Genomic DNA, 19,305 nt, shown 5'->3' with positions numbered 1-19,305 from the left:
TTGGGCTAATAAGAACAGGAGAACCACATGAAGCTTTCACAAATGATTCTGGGCGCTCTGATTGCCTCAACAGTCGCACTTTCAGGTGCGCAAGCGGCGGTCTACATTGGAGACAAACTAGCGACAGCGGAGCAACTGGCTTCTAAATCCTCCGACAGCGATAAAACCACGATCGCAGAAACGCTTTCCAATTCCGTTCAAGAGTCTATCACGAACGGCTACAACTCCATCGGCAACACAGACCTGAAGATCACCAAGGGCTGGCACAAAGGCGGCAACTTGCCATTCGACAGTACGTTTGAGCATGTCACAGTCGAAGTTTACAAAAATGACGCATACGTCAAAACCTGCCATGCATACTCTTTTCAAACTAAACTGGATGGTCCGTATCAGGCCAGTTGCGTAAAACCAAAGTAAGTTATCCATCTGGCAGCGTGTCTCTACTCCCGCTGAGGTTTAGAGGCACGTCTCACAAGAATTACACCAATTAATACTTTTACCAATTGATCAAAAAACTTCGTTTTGAAGTTTTATTCGTGACTGATAAATATTTTCACTCTAATACTTTTGCGAAAATCTAGTAAAATTTTCTCTGACCTACTTGCGCAATACATATTTTCAGGTTAGTTAGCCGACTTTAGCAGAACAATCTCATCAGGCTGTATTCAGCCTCGCAGTGCATGTAGTGAAACTACCGGCAACCGGTAATGTTATTTCTACTTCTTGCTGTGAGCGCTGTTTTTGCACGCGCCTACTTGCGCCCTGCTAAGATTTACTGTCTCAAAAAAGTTAATATGCATCAGGATCTAGAACATGGCACAAACCCAAGTTATGGATGAGACTTCACGCGGCCAATCCCGCCTCATGGAGCCAGCCATCCTTCCCGTCTGGCTTAATCAACGTGCCATCTCCAACCGTGGTTACATTGGGCTTTGGATCTCGATGGCGGTGATCATCGCAACCTTCCAGCTGGGTGCTGGCGGTGTGGCGGGTCTCCCTCTCCCAATCGTTATTGCAACAATCTTCTTCGCCAACCTGCTGCTTGGCATCGTCATGGCGATGACCGCAGACATCGGCACCGAGCATGGCATCTCCTTTGCCGTTTATCTCCGCGCACCGTTTGGCACCGTGGGCACGCACATTCCCTCCATCACCCGCGGTGTTGTGGCAGCCATCTGGTTTGGTATTCAGACTTACCTTGGCGCTCTGGCACTCAACGGCATTTTCTCCTACCTCACAGGCTTCGATAACTGGGTGGTCTGGTACATCGGCTTTGCCGTGCTGCAGGTGGTCAACACGGCCATGGGCATTCGCGCTGTTGAGCGTCTTGCGAAAATCGCCGCTCCAGCCATCATGGCAATCTCTGTTTGGATGTACTTCACGCTCGATAATCTTGCCACAGCAAGCGGAAAAGACATCTGGTCCTTTGCAGGCGATGCGGAAATCTCCATCGTTGCTCTGTTCGTAGCCAACATGGCTTTCTGGTCCTCGCTGGCGGTGGACATTCCAAACATCACACGTTTCCTGCATGTTGAAGCGGGCACCAAAAGCTTTTTCAAACGCAACAAGAATGTGTTTCTGGCGCAGTTCATCGCCCTGCCGGTGGTGCAGAGCTGGATCGCGCTGATCGGCGCTGTCTCCTTTATCGCGGCTGGTGACTGGAACCCGATCACAGTTATTCAGGGCCAGGGCACCGGCATCACGCTGGTTGTTCTGCTGGTTATGGTGGTGCTCGCGCAGTGGTCCACCAACACAAGTGCAAACCTGATCCCGGCAGCCCTCACCTTTGTGAATGCAGGCGCTCCATGGATCACCTATGCCATGGGTCTGGTTCTGGCCGCGATTGTCGGTACGCTGGCAATGCCTTGGCTGATCCTCGATCACCTCTTCACATATCTCGGCCTTTACGGTGCCATGCTGGCAGCATTGGGCGGCATCATGATCTGCGATTACTTCGTGATCCGCAAACGCCGCCTCAATGTGCCAGAGCTTTATCAGGAAGATGGCCAGTTCAAGTACATCGCAGGCTGCAACCCAGCAGGTCTGATTGCATGGGCTGTGGGCGGCGCATTGGCGATCTACATGATCGACCTGTCTTACTTCGTCGGCTTCTTCTCCGCCTTTGCACTCTACTGGGTGCTGATGAAAGCGTGGATCCTGCCGAAGTTCGAACAGGATGAACTGGTGCATTCTGATGACGAGAAGTATCTGGCAACCAGTGTCAATCGCAACTGGGTGTATCTGGATGGTCAGGGCATGGTGAAAATGGATTGCGCCAGCATTCCCACCCACGCTCTCTCCCGCGAAGATCTCTAGGTCTTGCTGAAGTGTTAGAAATGAGAGCCCCTTGCGCCTGCCCGCGTGAGGGGTTTTCTCTTTTGGGATTACCCGTTAATGTTCAGGGGTCATTTTCAAAAGTGCATGTTTTATGAATACGCCCACACAACTTGCCATACCGCCCGTTTCCCTTCACGAAATCTGCGAGGCTGACGCACTCGAAGTCCTTGAGTTTGAGAGCAGCAACAGCACTTTCTTTGAAAAGTGGGTGCCCGCCCGCGGGCCTGAACATTTTGAGGAAATGTCACTGCGACAAGTCATCAAAGACCTGATGGCTGATCCTGACCGGTTTTATCTGGTCCGCTCTGGTACAGGCGAGCTGGTGGGCCGCATCAACCTGCGTAAGTTGGACAAAGAGCCTCTGGACACTGTTGAGCTGGGCTACAGAGTTGGCGAAAATCATCTGGGCAAAGGCTACGCCAAAGCAGCCGTTCTTGCCGTTGCGGAGCAAATGCGGGCTGATGGCGCAATGAAGCATCTGGAGGCCTTCGCAGCAGACAACAACCCTGCCTCATCCAACGTGCTATTGGCCTGTGGCTTCCGCTGGGATAAAACAGGCACGAAGACCGTGCAACTTAACGACAACCCATTGACGTTGCACCGCTTTGCTCTGACACTCTGAGACTGGACTTATCCAGCCCGTAGTATCTCTGACCCGCGCAATTACAGACGATCTAAGCGCCAATCACGCTTACACTCCTCTTCCAATAAGAAAGAAAATGGAAGATGGATCCACTCGTCATACAGGGTTTTGGGCTGGCGGCCTATGCCGTCAACATGGTTGGCTTTTCCACCAAGCGCGATCAGCTGTTTCGCAGCCTGCTTTTTGTCAGCTGCTCCCTGTTTTGCATCCATTATGTGCTCATGGGCGCGTATGTGGCGGGCACCAACCTTGGCATCAATGGGGTGCGGTCCTTCGTATCCCTGCGCTTTAAGGGCTATACATGGTTCGCTCTCTTTGCCGTCATCCAAACTGGTATGAGTGTAATGGTGTATGAAGGGCTCATCGACCTCCTGCCCTGGTCTGCCTCGCTCATGAGCGGCTTTGCTCTGTTTTGCCTGAGTGGCATCCAGATGCGCATCGCCATGCTTGCCTGTGCTCTCACATGGATGGTGAACGCCCTCATTGTCGGATCCTGGGGTGGATCGCTGAACGATATCACCAACGCCACTCTACTTGTTTTCACCATCTACCGCATGAAAACCGCAAATGAACGGGAGGCCCAGCCCGTCTCACCTTGACTTTCCGTAGCACTCAATCTCACCCCACCAAAACAACCCCAAAAAACGCCGGATTTTCAGCGGCTTGGTCAAGGCCTATAAAGTTGATGATGCATTATCTGGCAACAAAGAAAGCAGGGTTGGAGAGCCGATGCCCGTTTACCTGACCGGCCTTGCGACAGCGGTGCCGCCCTACGAATTACCCCAAACACTGGTACTGGATTACGCCCGGCGGATTCTTGGGCCAAAGTTCGCGCAGTTTGAGCGCATGGCTGGCACTTTCCTGTCCGCTGGCGTGAAGAGACGTTACTCTTTCGCCCCGTTGGAGTGGTTTTTGGAACCACAAGATTGGAAAACCCGAAATGAGACGTATCTGCGCGGCGCAACGGATCTGTTTGTTACCGCCGCTCGCAAAGCACTGATTAAAGCAGGTTTGCGCGCAGATGAGATCGACTGTGTGGTGACGGTATCCTCCACCGGCATTGCGACACCAACGCTGGAAGCGCAAGCTTGGAAGCAGATGGGCTTTCGCACAGACATTCTGCGCGTACCGGTGTTCGGCCTTGGGTGTGCAGGTGGTGTCTCTGGTCTTTCCATCGCGCAACAACTGGCGCAGGCCAAACCGGGCAGCAACGTGCTCGTGGTCGCGCTGGAAGGCTGCACCCTTTCCTTTCGCAGTGACCGCCTCACCAAAGCCGATATCATCGCCACTGTTCTGTTTGGCGACGGCGCAGCAGCAGCTTGTCTTTCCACCAGCAGGCCTGAGGGATCAAAGCCCCTGTTCGAGCTGGGTACGGGCCATCAGGAGATGTGGCCGGACACACTCAACATCATGGGTTGGAACGTTGAAGAGCATGGCCTGGGCGTGGTGTTTGACCGTTCGATTCCGGATTTCGCAACCGAACATTTCCGTGATGTCACCGAACGCGGCCTGACTGCACTCACCATGGACATGGATTGCGTTGATCGTTTTGTCTGCCATCCGGGCGGCGCGAAAGTGGTTCAGGCGCTGGAGGGCGCGTTGGACCTGCCAGCCAATACGCTGGATGTGGAACGTGAAATTCTGCAGGAGTACGGTAACATGTCCGCCCCAACCGCCTTGTTTGTGCTGGAGCAGGTTCTCGAGCGCTCCCCGCAAGGCAACATGGTCCTGTGCGCACTCGGCCCCGGTTTCACCGCCTCTTTCCAACCCGTGACCGTTGTTGCCAATGAAGCAAGAGAGCGCTGGGAGACCACCGGCATTCAGAGACCAGAGGGGGTAATCAATGCCTGACGCTTCCCTTCCTGCCGTCGTCTTTCTGGCGTTCATCGTTATTCAGCGTCTGTCCGAGCTTGTCATTGCCCGCAGCAACACAAAGCGTTTGCTGGCTGATGGGGCCTATGAGGTTGGCGCCTCACATTATCCACTGATCGTCAGCGTGCATGTGGCGTGGATCATCGCACTCGTTGTGCTGGGCTACGACAAACCGGTCTCCATGCCGTGGTTGCTGGTCTTTGCGGTCCTACAGGTGTTCCGCCTCTGGATCCTGCTGAGCATGGGCCGCCGCTGGACCACTCGCATTATTGTGGCCAAAACCCCATTGGTGACCAAGGGACCGTTTGCGTTTGTGCGCCATCCCAATTACTTGCTGGTGGCACTGGAGATCTTTACCGCCCCTATGGTCCTCGGCTTGTTCCCGATCGCCTTCCTGTTCTCCGGCTTCAACGGTGCGCTCCTTGCCCTGCGAATTCGTGTGGAAGATGAGGCCCTTACGGAGTTGCGGTAGAACAGACCTTTGCACAATATGAAGTTATCGGCTTGAACCGGATAGAAGATAGTGATATATCACTGTCAAATTTAAGCTGAGGGCTGCACAACAAGACTGCAGCGCCTGCCAGATAACTTCATGTGCCGAGGAAACGATGCTAACAGGTTGCCATCTCATCGCCGGAGAATGGGTCGATAACGCCCAGAAATTCGAGTCATCCCCGTTCTCAGGCCCTGCCAAGAGCTTTTCATGCGGAACTTCCGATCTGATCGACCGCGCTGTTCAGGCTGCTGAAGACGCCTTCATGACCTTCGGCTGGACCACCCGCGCAGAACGCGCCAGGTTCCTGCGGGCGATCGCGGACGAGATTGACGCGCGCGGCGCAGAAATTACCGAAGTCGGCTGCGCAGAAACCGGACTGCCAGAAATGCGCCTCAACGGCGAACGTGGCCGCACCGTTGGCCAGCTACGTCTGTTTGCCGACCATATTGAGAAAGGCGAGTATCTGGATCTCACCCACGATGAGGCACTGCCAGACCGTACTCCTCTGCCGCGGTCTGACCTGCGTTTGAGCCAGCGTCCGGTTGGTCCAATTGCCGTGTTCGGTGCCTCCAACTTCCCGCTCGCCTTCTCCACCGCAGGCGGCGACACCGCCTCCGCGCTTGCGGCTGGCTGTCCGGTGGTTGTGAAGGGCCATGAGGCTCATCCAGGCACTGCTGAAATCGTGGCACAAGCCATTGATGCGGCGATCAAATCCTGCGGCATGCATCCGGGCGTGTTCTCACTGGTACAAGGCGGCTGTCGTGAGGTTGGCACCGCGCTGGTTCAGCATCCACTCATCAAAGCCGTTGGCTTCACCGGTTCCCTTGGTGGTGGCCGTGCACTGTTTGATCTGTGCGCCTCCCGCCCTGAGCCGATCCCGTTCTTCGGCGAGCTGGGCTCCATCAATCCAAACTTCATCTTCCCGAACGCACTCACCAATCGTGGTGAGGCCATTGCGGCGGGTTGGGCAGGTTCCCTGTGCATGGGTGCAGGCCAGTTCTGCACCAATCCGGGCGTGGTTCTGCTGGTGGAAGGCGCTGAGGCGGATGCCTTTATCGCCAAGGCTCAAGAAGCACTGGGCGCTGCTGGTGAGCAGCCAATGTTGACTGACGGCATTGCAGCGGCTTACCGCTCTGGCGCTGAGAAAATCGCTGGTGAAGCAGGTGTTGAGGAGTTGGTTGGCACGGCCTGCGCAACCCGTGGTGCCAAGCCATATATGTTCGTGACGGACGCTGAAAACTGGCTTGCGAACAAAGAGCTGCAGGAAGAGGTGTTCGGCCCACTTGGCATCATCGTCAAGCTGAAGAACATCGAGCAGATGCAGGATGTGGCGCGCACCATTGAAGGCCAGCTGACCTGCACAATCCACATTGATGCTGCAGACCATGCAGAGGCCCGCAAGCTGATGCCATTGCTGGAGCGCAAGGCAGGCCGTGTGCTGGCAAACGGCTTCCCGACCGGTGTGGAGGTGTGTGATGCCATGGTTCACGGTGGCCCTTACCCGGCCTCCACCAACTTCGGCGCAACCTCAGTTGGCACCATGGCCATCCGCCGCTTCCTGCGCCCGGTCTGCTATCAGGATATGCCGCTGGAACTGGTTCCGGGGTTTGAAATGGAAGAAATGGCGTAAGCCAGCCTCCCACAGGCTAAAGAAGCAAAAGCCCTGAGCACATCCGCTCAGGGCTTTTCTTTGTTTACGTCAATCTAACCGCTTAAATTGCGTTCTGCCAAAGAGGTATCAGGTCTTCGGCAAAACACCCCAAAAGTGCTTAAGCTGCCAGATTGCGCAGGCTTTCGCCATCAAACACATGGCATTTATCAAGCGCCATGTTGAAGCTCAGCGTTTCCCCAGCATGCACTGTGCGCGGATTATACATGATGGACTGAACCGGAGAGCCTGCCAGCTCCGTAAACAAAGTTGCCTCTGAACCCAGATCTTCAGAGAGCAATACAGGCAGCTGCAATTGCGCGATTTCGCCCGCTGTTGGCAACGCATTGCCTTCTGGCGAAATGTCTTCTGGCCGCACGCCTAGCTTCACCGCTTTGCCCGCTTCCAGTGTGTTACGCAGTCGGCCCGGTGCGCGCAGCTCACTGCCGTCCCCCAATTTCAACACAGGGTCGCCATTGCTGCTGGCGACATGCGCATCAATCAGGTTCATGGGTGGAGACCCAATGAAGGTTGCCACGAACGTATTGTTGGGCTTTTCAAAAACCTCACGCGGGCTGCCCACCTGCTCAATGATGCCATCACGCATGATCACGATCCGGTCTGCCAATGTCATGGCTTCCACCTGATCGTGGGTCACATAAATGATGGTGTTGCCCACGCGCTGATGCAGCTTTTTGATCTCAATGCGCATCTGGGTGCGTAGCTTGGCGTCCAGGTTAGAGAGCGGCTCGTCAAACAGGTACACATCCGGGTGGCGCACTATAGCACGGCCCATGGCAACACGCTGGCGCTGACCGCCGGAAAGCTGCCCCGGCTTGCGCTTCAGATAGGGCTCCAACCCCAGAATAGCCGCGGCATCCGCCACACGCGTCTCAATCTCACTTTGAGAAACACCTGCAATTTTGAGCGAGAACCCGAGGTTCTTCGCCACTGTCATATGCGGGTAGAGCGCGTAGTCCTGAAACACCATAGAGATGTTGCGCTGGCGTGGTGGCATATCATTGACCACACGATCACCGATGAGCAGCTCCCCACCAGAAATCGTTTCAAGGCCAGCAATCATACGCAATGTGGTGGATTTTCCGCAGCCGGATGGGCCGACGAAAACAACAAATTCCTTGTCTTTGATCTCCAGGTCAATGCCATGAATGACCTTGGTTGGACCATAAGACTTTTCGAGATTTTTCAGAGTAACTTGTGCCATGCTTTCCCCCCCTCAGGCGTCCTTCAGTTCCAGCCAGACCGGCAAATGGTCAGAGCCCTTCGCGTCTTCATCAACCCGCATGCCTGCAATGCGGTGCCGCAGTGAGGCGCTCACAAACAGGTGGTCGATGCGGCGGGTATCAAAGTGAGCGGTCTTCCCGCTTGTCTCCTCATTGCCCAGCCACACCCACGGGTCCACAAATCCATCCAACGTCTGCACGCGGCCACCTTCTTCTGATGGCGGGCCAGTGAACACCTCATAGACTGGCGTGCCCGGTCCATTGTTCATGTCCCCCAACAAAATGCAGTCTGTTGGCATGGTTGGCTGCGGTTCATCGTTGAGCCAGTGGGCATCAATACCCGGTCCTCCGCACCATGCACCACCCTCGGATGGGGCTGTCTTGATGCGATCTCTCACAAACCGTGCCTGCACCAGCGCAAAGTCTGGCGACCAGTAAAACAGGTGGGTGTTGTAGACACGAAGCGGGCCTCCCGGCGCGTCAATGACAGCTTCCAGCAAAGCAGCCTGAATGGCATGACGGGTGATGGAACCCATCTTGGGCAACGGATAAGTGCGGGTGGAAATGATCGGGTATTTGGAAAGGATCATTTCCCCGTGCTGACGGCGGCGGTTGACCAGCTTGCCGTTTTCATCGTGAAACGAGGCGTCCATATCAAGACCCGGGCCATAGACCCAGCGATATCCACCAAGCAGATCGGCCAGTTCTGCGGCTTGATCTACATTGCCATTTCGTTTCCAGAAGCGGTCAACTTCCTGCAAGCCGATGATGTCGGCCCCTTCAAGTTCTCCTGCAATTCTTTCCAGATCGACTTTGCCGTCGATGCCGGTTCCGTATTGAATGTTGTAGCTAACTATCTTCATGGGTTTTTCCGGAGGCTTTCCGAGCAACTCCTAAGGAGCCACGCAGCTTGAGCGCACAATTGACGCGAATATTGCGGGGGTGGTCAGGCGCCGTTCCATCCAGCCGGCTCAGCACGATCTCCGTCAGATGACGGGCAATCTGCTCAATCGGCTGTTCAATGGCGGTGATGCCCGGTGGGATCAGACGAAACATGTCCGGGTCATCAAAGGTGACAAGATCAATGTCTTTGCCAACTTGTTTGCCGTTGCTGGACAAACAGTCCAGACCACCAATGGTCATCAGGTAATTGGAAAAGAACACAGCGCTTGGCGGATTTTCCATGCCAAGGAACCTATCCATGGCGGTGTATCCATCCAGCTGGCCCCAATTGCCAACGTAAACCAACTCCTCATCAACACTCAGGCCAGCTTGCTCATGGGCTTTTCTGTAGCCCTGCAACCGGTTTTGCCCTGTGCTTCCATTCAGGTCCCCTGTCACCACACCAATGCGGGTGTGGCCAAAGTCAATCATGCGACTCACAGCGTCTTGCGCAGCTGCCTCATCATTCACCAGCACCTTATCCGTTTCCACGCCCGGCACATCGTTGTTGAAGATGATGACCGGTTGTTCTCCGCTCAACAGCTCCTGCACCTTCTCCGTCACTTCGTGAGTGCCAGACAAGATGATGGCATCGATGCGCCGCGAGGAGGCTGATTCCAGCGCCTCGTTGATGGCATCCGCTTCATCGGAATGGTGAAAGGTTACAATGGAATACCCACGGGCACGCAGAGAACGCACCAGCTGAGTCAAAATCCCCGAGTTGAACTCGTCAAACTTGGGAACCAGATACCCAACTGTGTTCGTGCGCTCTGTTTTCATGGCGCGGGCAAGTGTATTGGCCCGGTATCCCAGATCAGCAATCGCTTGCTCGATCCGGGTCCGGTTGTCCTTCCTGATGCGTTGATCGTTCAGATAACGCGAGACTGTGCCGACAGCGACGCCTGCGGAATCTGCTACATCGAGGATGGTTGGTTTTTTCACTGCACTGCCCTTTATTCCGCAGCCACTGCGTCATCTGCCTGTGAGATGACGGCGGCCCCATGGATATGGAGGCTAGGAAAGACGATGTGCAGCTTTTTGTCGAGGCTGTCATACTGCCATGGCAGTGTTTTACCCGAATAAGCGCAGGTCACGTCCGTTGGCTCTTCGTCCATACGCACCCAGGCCTTTGCTTCTCTAAGCTCTGGTGCATCCTCGATGATCTCAACCGCGCGGGTCTGACCATCATTGTACGGCACACCGCTGCCGCGCAGCTGGGTTGGTGCATAAAGTACATGCAGCACCTGCCGTTGCTCATCGGCCTGCTTCATCAATGACATACGCGTTGCCGATGGCAGCTCTGTGCCGATCAGCTGGCTTGGCATCAGGCGGTTGATGAGGCCGCGCACCAGATACTTGTAAAGCGTCTGGCCCGTTGTGCCGTAAAGGCGGAACAACGGATAAGCCACATACGCCACATTGCCCTTCTGCAGTATTGCCGGACCAAGCGGCGCTGCATCCGGGTCTTCCGGCGTGTGAAGATGCGAGCAGAACTTGTCCCATGTGCGGTTGAAATAGGATGGACGAACATCAGCCAGCACATCACCATCTGTTGCGCGTAAGAGTGCCCCCTTCTCGTACATAACAACAGAAGCATCGACCAGATCCTCGTCCAGCTTTCCCCGACAGGACAGATAGCTCGGGTCGTACTCCATTGGTGTGTCAGACAGTTCTGCTCCGATGTCGAGGAGGTATCGCTTGCCCTCAACATCAAGGCCGGACTCGCCAGTCGCCAGAATGGCACCACCCGCGTCCGTAAACGCTTTCAGGCGAGCCGCAAGATCATCACTCAGGCGAATGCTGTCCGGCAAAATAATCAGTTTGTAGTCATCAAAGCTGCTGGACGAGGAGATGAGATCAAACGGGATCTGCATTTCCAACAGCATACGGGCAGAGGCGGAATCGCTCGGCTCGCTGCGGTGCCCAAGGTGGCTGCCGAGCTGGGAAACCTGCGCCTCGACAGAAAGGATCGCCACTTCGCGCTGATAGGTCGCGTTGCTGGCATATGGTTCCAGTGCTTTGACGCGGGAATAAGCCGGGCGGATCAGATCGTACGTGGCAAAGTCCATATGCCCGTTCGGGTGTAACTGGTCGCCGATAGAACAGCGCGCCCCCAGAGACACCATCAGGCAGCACTCATAGGACAATGCATCAGCGCGCTTGAAGCCGCCGAACTCACCCCAGTGCGTATGAAACCGTCCCGTCATACCAAGGAACGGCAGGTTCAATGTATCAGCGTACCGTGCTGAGACGGGAAAATGGTCATAACCCCAGCCACCGGTCGGCAGGCTCTCCAGCTCCAGATGACCGTAATATTGGTAGCGCTCATCCTGTCCTTTGTAGATGTGGCCAGAGTTGAAGAAAATTCGTGTATCTGGGAACTCGCCGTTGACGGCTTGCGAAAACCTTTCAAAAAAACGCAAAAGAACGCGTTTATCGTTGCTCTTACGATCGTCCGTCTTCAGCGGGTCCAAACCTTCTGATTTCATTGAGGAAAGGCAGGCGTTGCAGGTACATTCCCAGGAGGCGAGGATGTCCATAAACAACGCAGGCGGATTATAACGAGCGCAAACTTCCAGAGCGATGTCGATCTGTCGCTGGATTGCGCCTTCATGGTTCAGACAGATGGTGTGCCAGGTGGGCGTAAGTTGGTTCATCGCGGACGGCTCTGTGCCCGGATAATTGGCAGCTGTGTTTTGCGACTGCATCACACGCCATTCTGGATGCTCCCGCGCTGTCAGCTCATCCCATTGAACTGTCAGGTAAATCGGGGTCGCAATGTCGGCCTCATGACAGGCTGTGATCATGTCCCCCAGCAGGTCCGGGTTCTGCAGCTCTGGATGCGGCTTGCCCACGTTGGTGGGGTAATAACTCCAGCCGTGATGACAGCGTGCGAACAGCGTGACGGAGTCCACCTCGCCATGCTTCAGTGTTTCAACAAACTGCGCCGGATCAAACTTGGACCCAATCCCCGGAATATGTTCGGAACTATGAAAATCCAGATGAATCTGGCGGTATCGGAAGTCTTTTACTTCTTTTTTATGGCACATGATTTAGCCCTTGGAACCGCTGTTATTTTTGCCATCAGCGGAGAAATACTTCTGGAAGAACAAGAAGATAACGAGTGGAAGGATGGAGGTGATGATGGTCGCAACAGCACGCTGATCCCAGTTGGGCTCATAGGCGCCGGAGATCGTGGAGAGCATCACCGGCAGCGTTGCATTTTCCCGCAGGAACAACATTGGCAGCAGAAGGGAATTCCACGTCCACATAAACTGCAGGATGCCAACTGCCGCCATCGCCGTAATCGTGTTTGGTAGCACGATAAAAAAGTAGGTCCGTAAGTGCCCGCATCCATCCACCTGCGCCGCATCAATCAGCGACCGCGGGAAGTTGGAGAGGAAGTTTTTGACCAGCAAAACAGCCCAGGCAAACGACAGTCCAACAAACGGAATGACCACAGACCAGTAGGTGTCAATGAGCCCAGTCTCTCGCCATAGCTTGAAAAGCGGGATGATAACTACCTGATTTGGAACAACAAATGCATTCACAAGGATGAGCAGCAAGATCCGGCGAAACGGGAACTTGAGGTAGTGAAATGCATAGGCTGCAGCTGGTGCAAACAGAACTGGAAGGACGGTTGCGAAGCTGGCCACAGCCAGAGAATTGAGAAACGCACGGCCAATCGGGTAGTTGACCCAAACCTCACGCCAGGCATCTAGCGTGAACGTAAACGGCTCGATCGTCCACCATCCGCTGGTGATTTCCCCTTCGGGGCGAATGGACATGGCGATGATGCCAACCAGCGGAATGATCCAGACAAGCGCCACGGACCCCAGCACATACACAGGCCATTTTGGAGTTTGAGTGATCATTTGCTCTCCGATGCCTTGTCCAGAATGAGTGGGATGGAACAGACGATAACCGCAAGCAGAAGCACCACCGTACTTGCAGCGCCATAGCCCTGCTTAAAGTAGATGACGGACTCCTGATACATAAAGTAACCCACTGTTTCCGTTGCTCTAATCGGACCTCCAGCAGTCAAAATATGGATCATATCAAACGCCTTGAGGCTGTTGAGCAGGTTGATGAAAATCGCAATGCGCACACCAGGAAGGCTAAGAGGCGCCATGATGTACCGCAGGATCTGGAAGTGAGAGGCACCATCCATATGAGCCGCTTCAAGCTGGCTTTTCGGGATCGCCTGAATAGCCGCGTAACAGGTGAGCAATGGCAGACCAGCTTGCGTCCACACATAGGCAGCAACAACGCCCCAGATCGCGGTGGACGGTTCCCCCAGCCACGGCGAGGCCCAGCCTTCCAGCCCGACAAGACGTAGAATGCCGTTGAGGAGGCCAAAGTCCGGCTGCAAAATACCCAACCACATCAAGCCACTAGCGGTCTCTGAAATGCCATAGGCTGCAAAGATTGCCACACGGAACGGCGCAGTCTGCTTGGGAGCCAGACCGGAAATCAACGCAACACTCCAGCCGATAGCAACGGAGATGCCTGTGCACGCCAGCGTCCAGGTGAGCGTCACCCGCAAGGCATTCCAAAAGTTCGCATCCCTGAACAGCTTGGTATAGTTAGAAAAACCCGCAGGTTTCGGCTGGCTCAATCCGGTCCAGTCAAGAAAACTCACACGGATAGTCTCGAAAAGCGGATAGAGCACGCCGATACTGAAGAAGATCAATGTTGGCGCCAACAGGGCAAATGCAATCCAGTCAGCGCGGCGCAGGTTACCTCCGAAGAGCCGGTTGGCGAGGCCCGCAAAGGGCCCCGCCTGGGTCTGGGAGGTTAAAATAGACCCATGTTGTACGCTCATTGATAAAGCTCACTCGCTTTTGCTTCGAGTGCTGCTGTGACACTGTCAATGCTCGCATCGCTTGGGTCGCGAAGGAACTTTTGCAAGCCAATACGGAATTCACCGCTCAACTCAGCTGGCAAAAGGTCATCAAGAACAAAGAAAACATCGACGAGCGGCAAAATCTGAGCGTATTTCCGCACAATCGGATCATAGGACGAGGGATCCACATTTGCACTCGGGGTTGCAAGGTTCTGCGCCGCGATGATTGCGGAGCCTTCCTTGCTCAGAACGAAGTCGATAAACAGTTCTGCCCCTTCCGGGTTCTTCGCTTGCTTCATCACAAGGAAGTTCTTGCCATCGACACTCATCGCATTGCCGTATTCCGGCTTGATCACCGGGAACTGCATGTATGAATAGTCTTTGATCGGCGTCAGCCCATACTCATTCTTGGCGCGCTGGTTTGCCCAAGAGCCAATCAGCATGAAGCCTGCCTTTTTGTTTTTCAGCACGGCATCCGCAGCATCTGTCCAGTGAGAGCTGAGCATCGCACCCGGTTCTGCACAGCAGTCCGCTTCCAGCATGTCACGAAGATTGCGGAAGGTTTCCTTCACCCGGTCATCGGTCCAAGGCACCTTGTGCTCAGACAGCTCTTTCGCAAATGCAGTGCCAGCCGTGCGCAGAAGCGCGTTTTCAAACCATTCGGTCTGCGCCCAGCTTCTCGCACCAATGGAAACAGGCAGCATGCCGATTTCTTTCAGGGCACTGAAGGAACTGAGGAAATCTTTCCACTGAGTAGGTTCACCCGCGATACCAGCTTTTGCAAGCGTATCTGGACGGTACCAAACACCAGAGCGATTGCCCGCGATGAAGTAGGCACCATAGGTTTTGCCATCATGCTTCGCCAGATTGCGCCAACTGTCATTCAACGCAGATGACCAACCGTACTGCTCCCATGCAGCATCAATTGGGCTGATCAGGTCTGCAGCAACCAGTTCTTTCTCGAAGGAAGGCCATGTGTTGAGCAACAGATCAAACTCTTCACCAGACAACATCGCTGAACGAATGCCGGACCGCGGATCATCCCCACCCGCAGCCGGGTTGATGTCCTTGATCTCATAGTCTGGATATTTGGCTGTGAAACCCTCTTCCAGTGCGATGATCAGATCACGCTCCGAACCACCCAACCAGTTGAAGATCACCAGCTCTTTTTCAGCTGCAAATGCGGTCCCCCCCGCAAATGTTATAGCGGCAATCGCCAGGGCGGATGCCGAATTCAATATTTTCATAACAAGCTCCCAAATATGAAACGTTGTCAACTTAGGTAGATTTCATGAGAGATGTCTAGAAAAATTTACGTATTTTTGATGAGGCGCCAATGTCTGCTACGTCGAATTAGCATATTTTATAAGGCATTATAGCTGTTTTCAGCAATCCAAATTTCTCATGCATAAAATTTGGATAAATGTACATTCCGGCTAACTGGCAACAGAATCTGACGCGTATTCTTGATAATATTAGCTACTCAACTTGATCTTAATTAGAAAGGTTTCAACTTTTCATTTTATCGAGCGAACACCATCCGCACCTAAAACAGGCTGCCCCAGTTGCCAGTCTTTTGGACCGAGGGTCAGCTCAGAAATGATGAAAAGAAGATTGAATATAGACAGACCTGAAGCAGCGTCATTTTCACATGAGTCGCTGCAATTCACTTTGGCAAGAAGTACCGCCACCGCCTGAAAGCTATGAGGGGTGGAAGGTCCGCTTTCAGGCTGACAACCGCGATGACAAGCCCCCACTCACCATCGCTTTTACGCGCCCAACTCAACCTGAAAACGGACCTAAACGGAAGCATGGCCTCCTTTATCTGAAACAACCGGGAAACCCTGATCTCCAAAAAGCCGAAGCCAATCCAGCTGCAAGAGACACACACTCCGCATAGAAGCAGGCGATAAAAGGCGCACCTGCTCCTTACGCGGTAAATGACATCTTGCGGTCAACTCCATCAGACAAGCCGCCCGGTTGCTGGCTATCACCCTACTTCCACTGAAGAATTAGCCAATCCACGGATCATGGGTGCCGCAGTTTGAAGGGTCAGGATTGTTAGCAGGTAAATCAGTAAAGGCTCATAGCCCTGCCATTATCGTCACGTATTTTTCAGGAGATGAATTACCTCCCTCAGATCGCGTTGATTGCGCTCATCCGGTTCTATGGTCTGATGCCTTCACCCAACTGGGTCTGGAGATATAGCGGCATCAGCCTTCGTTAAACCTCGCTGGTGATGTCTTGGAGTGAAACATGGAAAATCCGACGGATCAAAACCCGGCTAACACTCACGACAGTCGCTATGGAACTCTGCCAGGATATATGGCTGGGTTCGGAAATGATTTTGAAACCGAGGCCCTAAAAGACGCGCTACCTCAAGGGCGCAACTCCCCCCAGCGCGTTGAATACGGATTGTATGCTGAACAGCTGTCTGGCTCTCCCTTCACAGCACCTCACACAACGCTCGAACGATCCTGGCTCTACCGCATTCGCCCATCAGTTAAGCATCTGGGGCGCCTGCAGAAAACCAACCATCCCTATTGGAAAACCGCACCCAACAAAATCCCGGATATCGTTTCACTCGGTCAGTACCGGTGGGATCCAACACCTTTCCCTAAGGACCAAAACCTCACCTTCATTGACGGCATCCACACCATGACAACAGCCGGAGATGTGGGCCTGCAAATGGGCATGGCCGCGCATGTGTATCTGGCCAATACAGATATGGAGGACGAGTACTTCTACAGCGCCGACGGAGAGCTGCTGATTGTGCCTCAGGTCGGGCGATTGAAGATCGCAACCGAGTTTGGTGTGATTGATCTTGAACCGCTGGAAATCTGTATTTTACCACGTGGCATGGTGTTTAAGGTGAGCTTGCCTGATGGCAAAGCGAGAGGCTTCATTTGCGAAAATTATGGCGCTAAGTTCACCCTGCCCAACCGTGGACCAATCGGCGCTAACTGCCTTGCAAACCCAAGAGATTTCAAGACACCGATTGCACAGTTTGAAGACATTGAACGGTCATGTCATGTGACGATCAAGTGGTGCGGTGAGTTCCACCGAACGACCATTGATCATTCACCGCTGGACGTGGTCGCATGGCACGGTAACTACGCCCCTTATAAATATGACTTGCGCCACTTCGCTCCCGTAGGCGCCATCAGTTTCGACCACCCGGATCCATCAATCTTCACCGTCCTCACAGCCCCCACAGCGGAGGAAGGGACGGCCAACATCGACTTCGTGATTTTCCCACCTCGCTGGCTGCCACAGGAAGATACCTTCCGCCCACCGTGGTACCATAAAAACATCATGTCAGAATTGATGGGCAATATTTACGGTCAGTACGATGCTAAACCACATGGCTTTGTTCCCGGCGGCATCAGCCTCCACAACTGCATGTTGCCCCATGGTCCTGATCAGGAAGCTTTTGAGAAAGCCTCCCACAACGGCTGGGACCCAGTAAAACTGCAAGACACCATGAGCTTTATGTTCGAAACGCGCTTTCCGCAACAACTCACAGAATTTGCAGGCAAAGAGGCTCCACTACAAGACGATTATGTGGATTGCTGGTCAGGTTTAGAGCGTAAGTTTGATGGCACAGCTGGCCTGAAATAACGCTTTTTCAGGAATCCTGTCAGCTTTTCAGGATTCACGCTGAAAATGACAGGTATTCACAGAACGGGCTTACTGCGCTATATTTCGTGACAGTTTTTCATGGAGACGGCGCATGAATAAGCCTTTTTCACAGGCTGTAACAGTTTTTCACGAACGCTGGCTTCCTGTGCCCGCAACTCCAGCAGGCTATTCAGCACTTATTGATGCATACGACCTGAGAGTGCCGATCCCGCATATTCTATGTGCCATTGGAGACCGCCACAAGATCATAGAGCAAGACGGCTGGCGGATCTTCACACCTCGTCATGCACCAGAACCAAATTTACTAGGTCACCTCACCTTTGCCCTAAAAAACGAAGGGTTGGACCTTGCGGCATTGAAACGCCTGTTTCTTGCGTGTGGGCCAGAGCCTATCGAAGAGTTGGTAAAGTTACGCCCAACCGGTCGCTATACAAGACGCATCTGGTTTCTCTACGAATGGCTTTTGGGTGAGCAACTGAATTTACCAGATGTTGAAACTGGTGCGTATGTGGATGCGCTTGATACAACAAAGCAATTTGGCGGCAGTTCAACACCTTCACCGCGCCACCGCGTACGCAACAACTTGCCGGGCACACCTCAATTCTGCCCTCTCATCTTTCGCAATAAAGACCTGGAGGCTTTTCAGCAGGCCAAACTGCATGAAAAAGCGATGGATGCTGCGGCATCGGTCCCCAAAGACTTGCTCGCCCGCACAGCAGCCTTCCTGCTTCTCAAGGACAGCAAATCCAGCTTTGCCATTGAAGGCGAGCGCCCTGCCCATGACCGCATCCAACGTTGGGGCCGCGCCATTGCTGACGCCGGAAAAACACCACTGAGTATTGAGGAGTTTCTCCGCCTTCAGCGGGTTGTGATCGGCGATGACCGTTTCGTACATATGGGTTTACGAGAGGAAGGTGGCTTTGTCGGCATGCATGATCGCGAGACCCGCATGCCAGTACCGGACCATATCAGCGCTAAACCGGAAGACCTGAGAAGTCTGATGAATGGTATGATCGATTTTGCACAAGACTACGCCAAGCATCTGGATCCAGTTCTGGCTGCTGCTGTTCTCGCCTTCGGTTTTGTTTATGTGCACCCATTTGAAGATGGCAACGGAAGGTTGCATCGCTACCTCATCCACCACGCACTTGCACAACGCGGCTTTAACCCACCCGGCGTCGTCTTCCCGGTCTCCTCCGTCATTTTGGAGCGAATCGATACTTACAAACAGGTGCTGGAAGACTACTCCTCCCGCCTCCTTGGCAAGATTGACTGGCAACCCACTGCTCATGGCAACCTGACCGTGACAAACGAAACAGCTGACTTCTACCGATTCTTTGACGCCACCGCCCACGCAGAATTCCTCTACGCCTGTGTAAAACGTACGGTTGAACACGACTTACCGGAAGAAGCCCGCTTCTTACAAAACCACGACCGCTTTCAGCAAGAGCTAAACCAAGTCATAGACATGCCCGCCCGCCTTGCTGACCTACTCTTCCGATTCCTGAATCAAAATAACGGAAAACTCTCCCACCGAGCTAAAGTAAAAGAGTTCGCTGCGCTGACAGATGAAGAAACAAAGAGGATTGAGGAGATTTATAAACTTTCTTTTGAATAAAAACCCAAGAAAGCTTC

At 53.8% G+C, this 19,305-nt stretch carries 17 protein-coding genes; 10 read left to right on the top strand and 7 right to left on the bottom strand.

All coding sequences use genetic code 11. The features are described from left to right. The first annotated feature begins 27 nt into the window (after positions 1 to 27). The 7 genes from BM231_RS12040 (at position 28) to BM231_RS12010 (ending at position 6,978) form a co-directional block, all read left to right on the top strand. Positions 28 to 417: a hypothetical protein gene (locus BM231_RS12040; RefSeq protein ID WP_093519639.1), complete on the top strand. Its 390-nt coding sequence runs from the start codon at positions 28 to 30 to the stop codon at positions 415 to 417. A gap of 396 nt (positions 418 to 813) precedes the next feature. Then, the gene (locus BM231_RS12035; protein WP_093519637.1) at positions 814 to 2,316 is read left to right on the top strand and encodes an NCS1 family transporter; all 1,503 of its coding nucleotides are present in this window, start codon (positions 814 to 816) and stop codon (positions 2,314 to 2,316) included. A gap of 112 nt (positions 2,317 to 2,428) precedes the next feature. Beyond that, a complete protein-coding gene (locus BM231_RS12030; protein ID WP_093519635.1) occupies positions 2,429 to 2,959 on the top strand; it encodes a GNAT family N-acetyltransferase in 531 nt (176 codons plus the stop codon). 104 nt (positions 2,960 to 3,063) lie between these two features. Further along, complete coding sequence (locus tag BM231_RS12025; protein WP_093519633.1) at positions 3,064 to 3,579, top strand: YgjV family protein; 516 nt, start codon at positions 3,064 to 3,066, stop codon at positions 3,577 to 3,579. 130 nt (positions 3,580 to 3,709) lie between these two features. After that, entirely contained in the window at positions 3,710 to 4,831 is a 1,122-nt protein-coding gene (locus BM231_RS12020) for a type III polyketide synthase (protein WP_093519752.1), read from the top strand. Further along, a complete protein-coding gene (locus BM231_RS12015) occupies positions 4,824 to 5,324 on the top strand; it encodes an isoprenylcysteine carboxyl methyltransferase family protein (RefSeq protein ID WP_093519631.1) in 501 nt (166 codons plus the stop codon). The genes BM231_RS12020 and BM231_RS12015 overlap by 8 nt, the downstream gene beginning before the upstream one ends. A gap of 136 nt (positions 5,325 to 5,460) precedes the next feature. Further along, positions 5,461 to 6,978: an aldehyde dehydrogenase (NADP(+)) gene (locus tag BM231_RS12010; RefSeq protein ID WP_093519629.1), complete on the top strand. Its 1,518-nt coding sequence runs from the start codon at positions 5,461 to 5,463 to the stop codon at positions 6,976 to 6,978. A gap of 139 nt (positions 6,979 to 7,117) precedes the next feature. On the opposite strand, the gene BM231_RS12005 is transcribed toward BM231_RS12010, so the two are convergent. The 7 genes from BM231_RS12005 to BM231_RS11975 are packed head-to-tail and all read right to left on the bottom strand — an operon-like array spanning position 7,118 to position 15,275. Continuing rightward, positions 7,118 to 8,221, bottom strand: coding sequence for an ABC transporter ATP-binding protein (locus BM231_RS12005; protein WP_093519627.1), 1,104 nt, complete (start codon positions 8,219 to 8,221; stop codon positions 7,118 to 7,120). A 12-nt stretch (positions 8,222 to 8,233) separates the two neighbouring features. Beyond that, complete coding sequence (locus BM231_RS12000) at positions 8,234 to 9,103, bottom strand: endonuclease/exonuclease/phosphatase family protein (protein WP_063298955.1); 870 nt, start codon at positions 9,101 to 9,103, stop codon at positions 8,234 to 8,236. Further along, a complete protein-coding gene (locus BM231_RS11995; protein WP_063293527.1) occupies positions 9,090 to 10,124 on the bottom strand; it encodes a LacI family DNA-binding transcriptional regulator in 1,035 nt (344 codons plus the stop codon). Before BM231_RS11995 ends, BM231_RS12000 begins: the two co-directional genes overlap by 14 nt. An 11-nt stretch (positions 10,125 to 10,135) precedes the next feature. Further along, a complete protein-coding gene (locus BM231_RS11990; RefSeq protein ID WP_093519625.1) occupies positions 10,136 to 12,232 on the bottom strand; it encodes an alpha-amylase family protein in 2,097 nt (698 codons plus the stop codon). A 3-nt stretch (positions 12,233 to 12,235) separates the two neighbouring features. Next, positions 12,236 to 13,057 carry a carbohydrate ABC transporter permease gene (locus BM231_RS11985; protein WP_057461075.1) on the bottom strand — a complete coding sequence of 274 codons (822 nt, stop codon included), beginning with the start codon at positions 13,055 to 13,057 and terminating at the stop codon, positions 12,236 to 12,238. Beyond that, positions 13,054 to 14,007, bottom strand: coding sequence for a carbohydrate ABC transporter permease (locus BM231_RS11980; protein ID WP_093519623.1), 954 nt, complete (start codon positions 14,005 to 14,007; stop codon positions 13,054 to 13,056). Before BM231_RS11980 ends, BM231_RS11985 begins: the two co-directional genes overlap by 4 nt. Then, the gene (locus tag BM231_RS11975; protein WP_093519621.1) at positions 14,004 to 15,275 is read right to left on the bottom strand and encodes an ABC transporter substrate-binding protein; all 1,272 of its coding nucleotides are present in this window, start codon (positions 15,273 to 15,275) and stop codon (positions 14,004 to 14,006) included. Before BM231_RS11975 ends, BM231_RS11980 begins: the two co-directional genes overlap by 4 nt. 404 nt (positions 15,276 to 15,679) lie before the next feature. Between BM231_RS11975 and BM231_RS26950 the strand changes: the two genes are divergently transcribed. The 3 genes from BM231_RS26950 to BM231_RS11960 all read left to right on the top strand — a co-directional run bounded on the left by BM231_RS26950 (position 15,680) and on the right by BM231_RS11960 (position 19,288). Continuing rightward, positions 15,680 to 15,928, top strand: a complete 249-nt coding sequence (locus tag BM231_RS26950) for a hypothetical protein (protein ID WP_093519619.1) — start codon at positions 15,680 to 15,682, stop codon at positions 15,926 to 15,928. 356 nt (positions 15,929 to 16,284) lie between these two features. After that, on the top strand, positions 16,285 to 17,649 hold the full coding sequence (hmgA, locus tag BM231_RS11965; RefSeq protein ID WP_093519617.1) for a homogentisate 1,2-dioxygenase: 1,365 nt from the start codon (positions 16,285 to 16,287) through the stop codon (positions 17,647 to 17,649). 112 nt (positions 17,650 to 17,761) lie between these two features. After that, positions 17,762 to 19,288: a Fic family protein gene (locus BM231_RS11960; protein WP_093519615.1), complete on the top strand. Its 1,527-nt coding sequence runs from the start codon at positions 17,762 to 17,764 to the stop codon at positions 19,286 to 19,288. Positions 19,289 to 19,305 lie beyond the last annotated feature (17 nt).

The sequence above is a fragment of the Pseudovibrio ascidiaceicola genome (assembly GCF_900114245.1).
Classification (GTDB): Bacteria; Pseudomonadota; Alphaproteobacteria; order Rhizobiales; family Stappiaceae; genus Pseudovibrio; species Pseudovibrio ascidiaceicola.
Note: the sequence above shows the minus strand (reverse complement) of the source record. Positions and strands in the feature narration are given on the sequence as shown.

Excerpts from the sequence above, each read along its gene's own strand:
- BM231_RS12040 (WP_093519639.1), top strand. The coding sequence starts at position 28 with ATGAAGCTTTCACAAATGATTCTGGGCGCTCTGATTGCCTCAACAGTC.
- BM231_RS12035 (WP_093519637.1), top strand. The coding sequence starts at position 814 with ATGGCACAAACCCAAGTTATGGATGAGACTTCACGCGGCCAATCCCGC.
- BM231_RS12030 (WP_093519635.1), top strand. The coding sequence starts at position 2,429 with ATGAATACGCCCACACAACTTGCCATACCGCCCGTTTCCCTTCACGAA.
- BM231_RS12025 (WP_093519633.1), top strand. The coding sequence starts at position 3,064 with ATGGATCCACTCGTCATACAGGGTTTTGGGCTGGCGGCCTATGCCGTC.
- BM231_RS12020 (WP_093519752.1), top strand. The coding sequence starts at position 3,710 with ATGCCCGTTTACCTGACCGGCCTTGCGACAGCGGTGCCGCCCTACGAA.
- BM231_RS12015 (WP_093519631.1), top strand. The coding sequence starts at position 4,824 with ATGCCTGACGCTTCCCTTCCTGCCGTCGTCTTTCTGGCGTTCATCGTT.
- BM231_RS12010 (WP_093519629.1), top strand. The coding sequence starts at position 5,461 with ATGCTAACAGGTTGCCATCTCATCGCCGGAGAATGGGTCGATAACGCC.
- BM231_RS12005 (WP_093519627.1), bottom strand. The coding sequence starts at position 8,221 with ATGGCACAAGTTACTCTGAAAAATCTCGAAAAGTCTTATGGTCCAACC.
- BM231_RS12000 (WP_063298955.1), bottom strand. The coding sequence starts at position 9,103 with ATGAAGATAGTTAGCTACAACATTCAATACGGAACCGGCATCGACGGC.
- BM231_RS11990 (WP_093519625.1), bottom strand. The coding sequence starts at position 12,232 with ATGTGCCATAAAAAAGAAGTAAAAGACTTCCGATACCGCCAGATTCAT.
- BM231_RS11985 (WP_057461075.1), bottom strand. The coding sequence starts at position 13,057 with ATGATCACTCAAACTCCAAAATGGCCTGTGTATGTGCTGGGGTCCGTG.
- BM231_RS11980 (WP_093519623.1), bottom strand. The coding sequence starts at position 14,007 with ATGAGCGTACAACATGGGTCTATTTTAACCTCCCAGACCCAGGCGGGG.
- BM231_RS11975 (WP_093519621.1), bottom strand. The coding sequence starts at position 15,275 with ATGAAAATATTGAATTCGGCATCCGCCCTGGCGATTGCCGCTATAACA.
- BM231_RS26950 (WP_093519619.1), top strand. The coding sequence starts at position 15,680 with ATGAGTCGCTGCAATTCACTTTGGCAAGAAGTACCGCCACCGCCTGAA.
- hmgA (WP_093519617.1), top strand. The coding sequence starts at position 16,285 with ATGGAAAATCCGACGGATCAAAACCCGGCTAACACTCACGACAGTCGC.
- BM231_RS11960 (WP_093519615.1), top strand. The coding sequence starts at position 17,762 with ATGAATAAGCCTTTTTCACAGGCTGTAACAGTTTTTCACGAACGCTGG.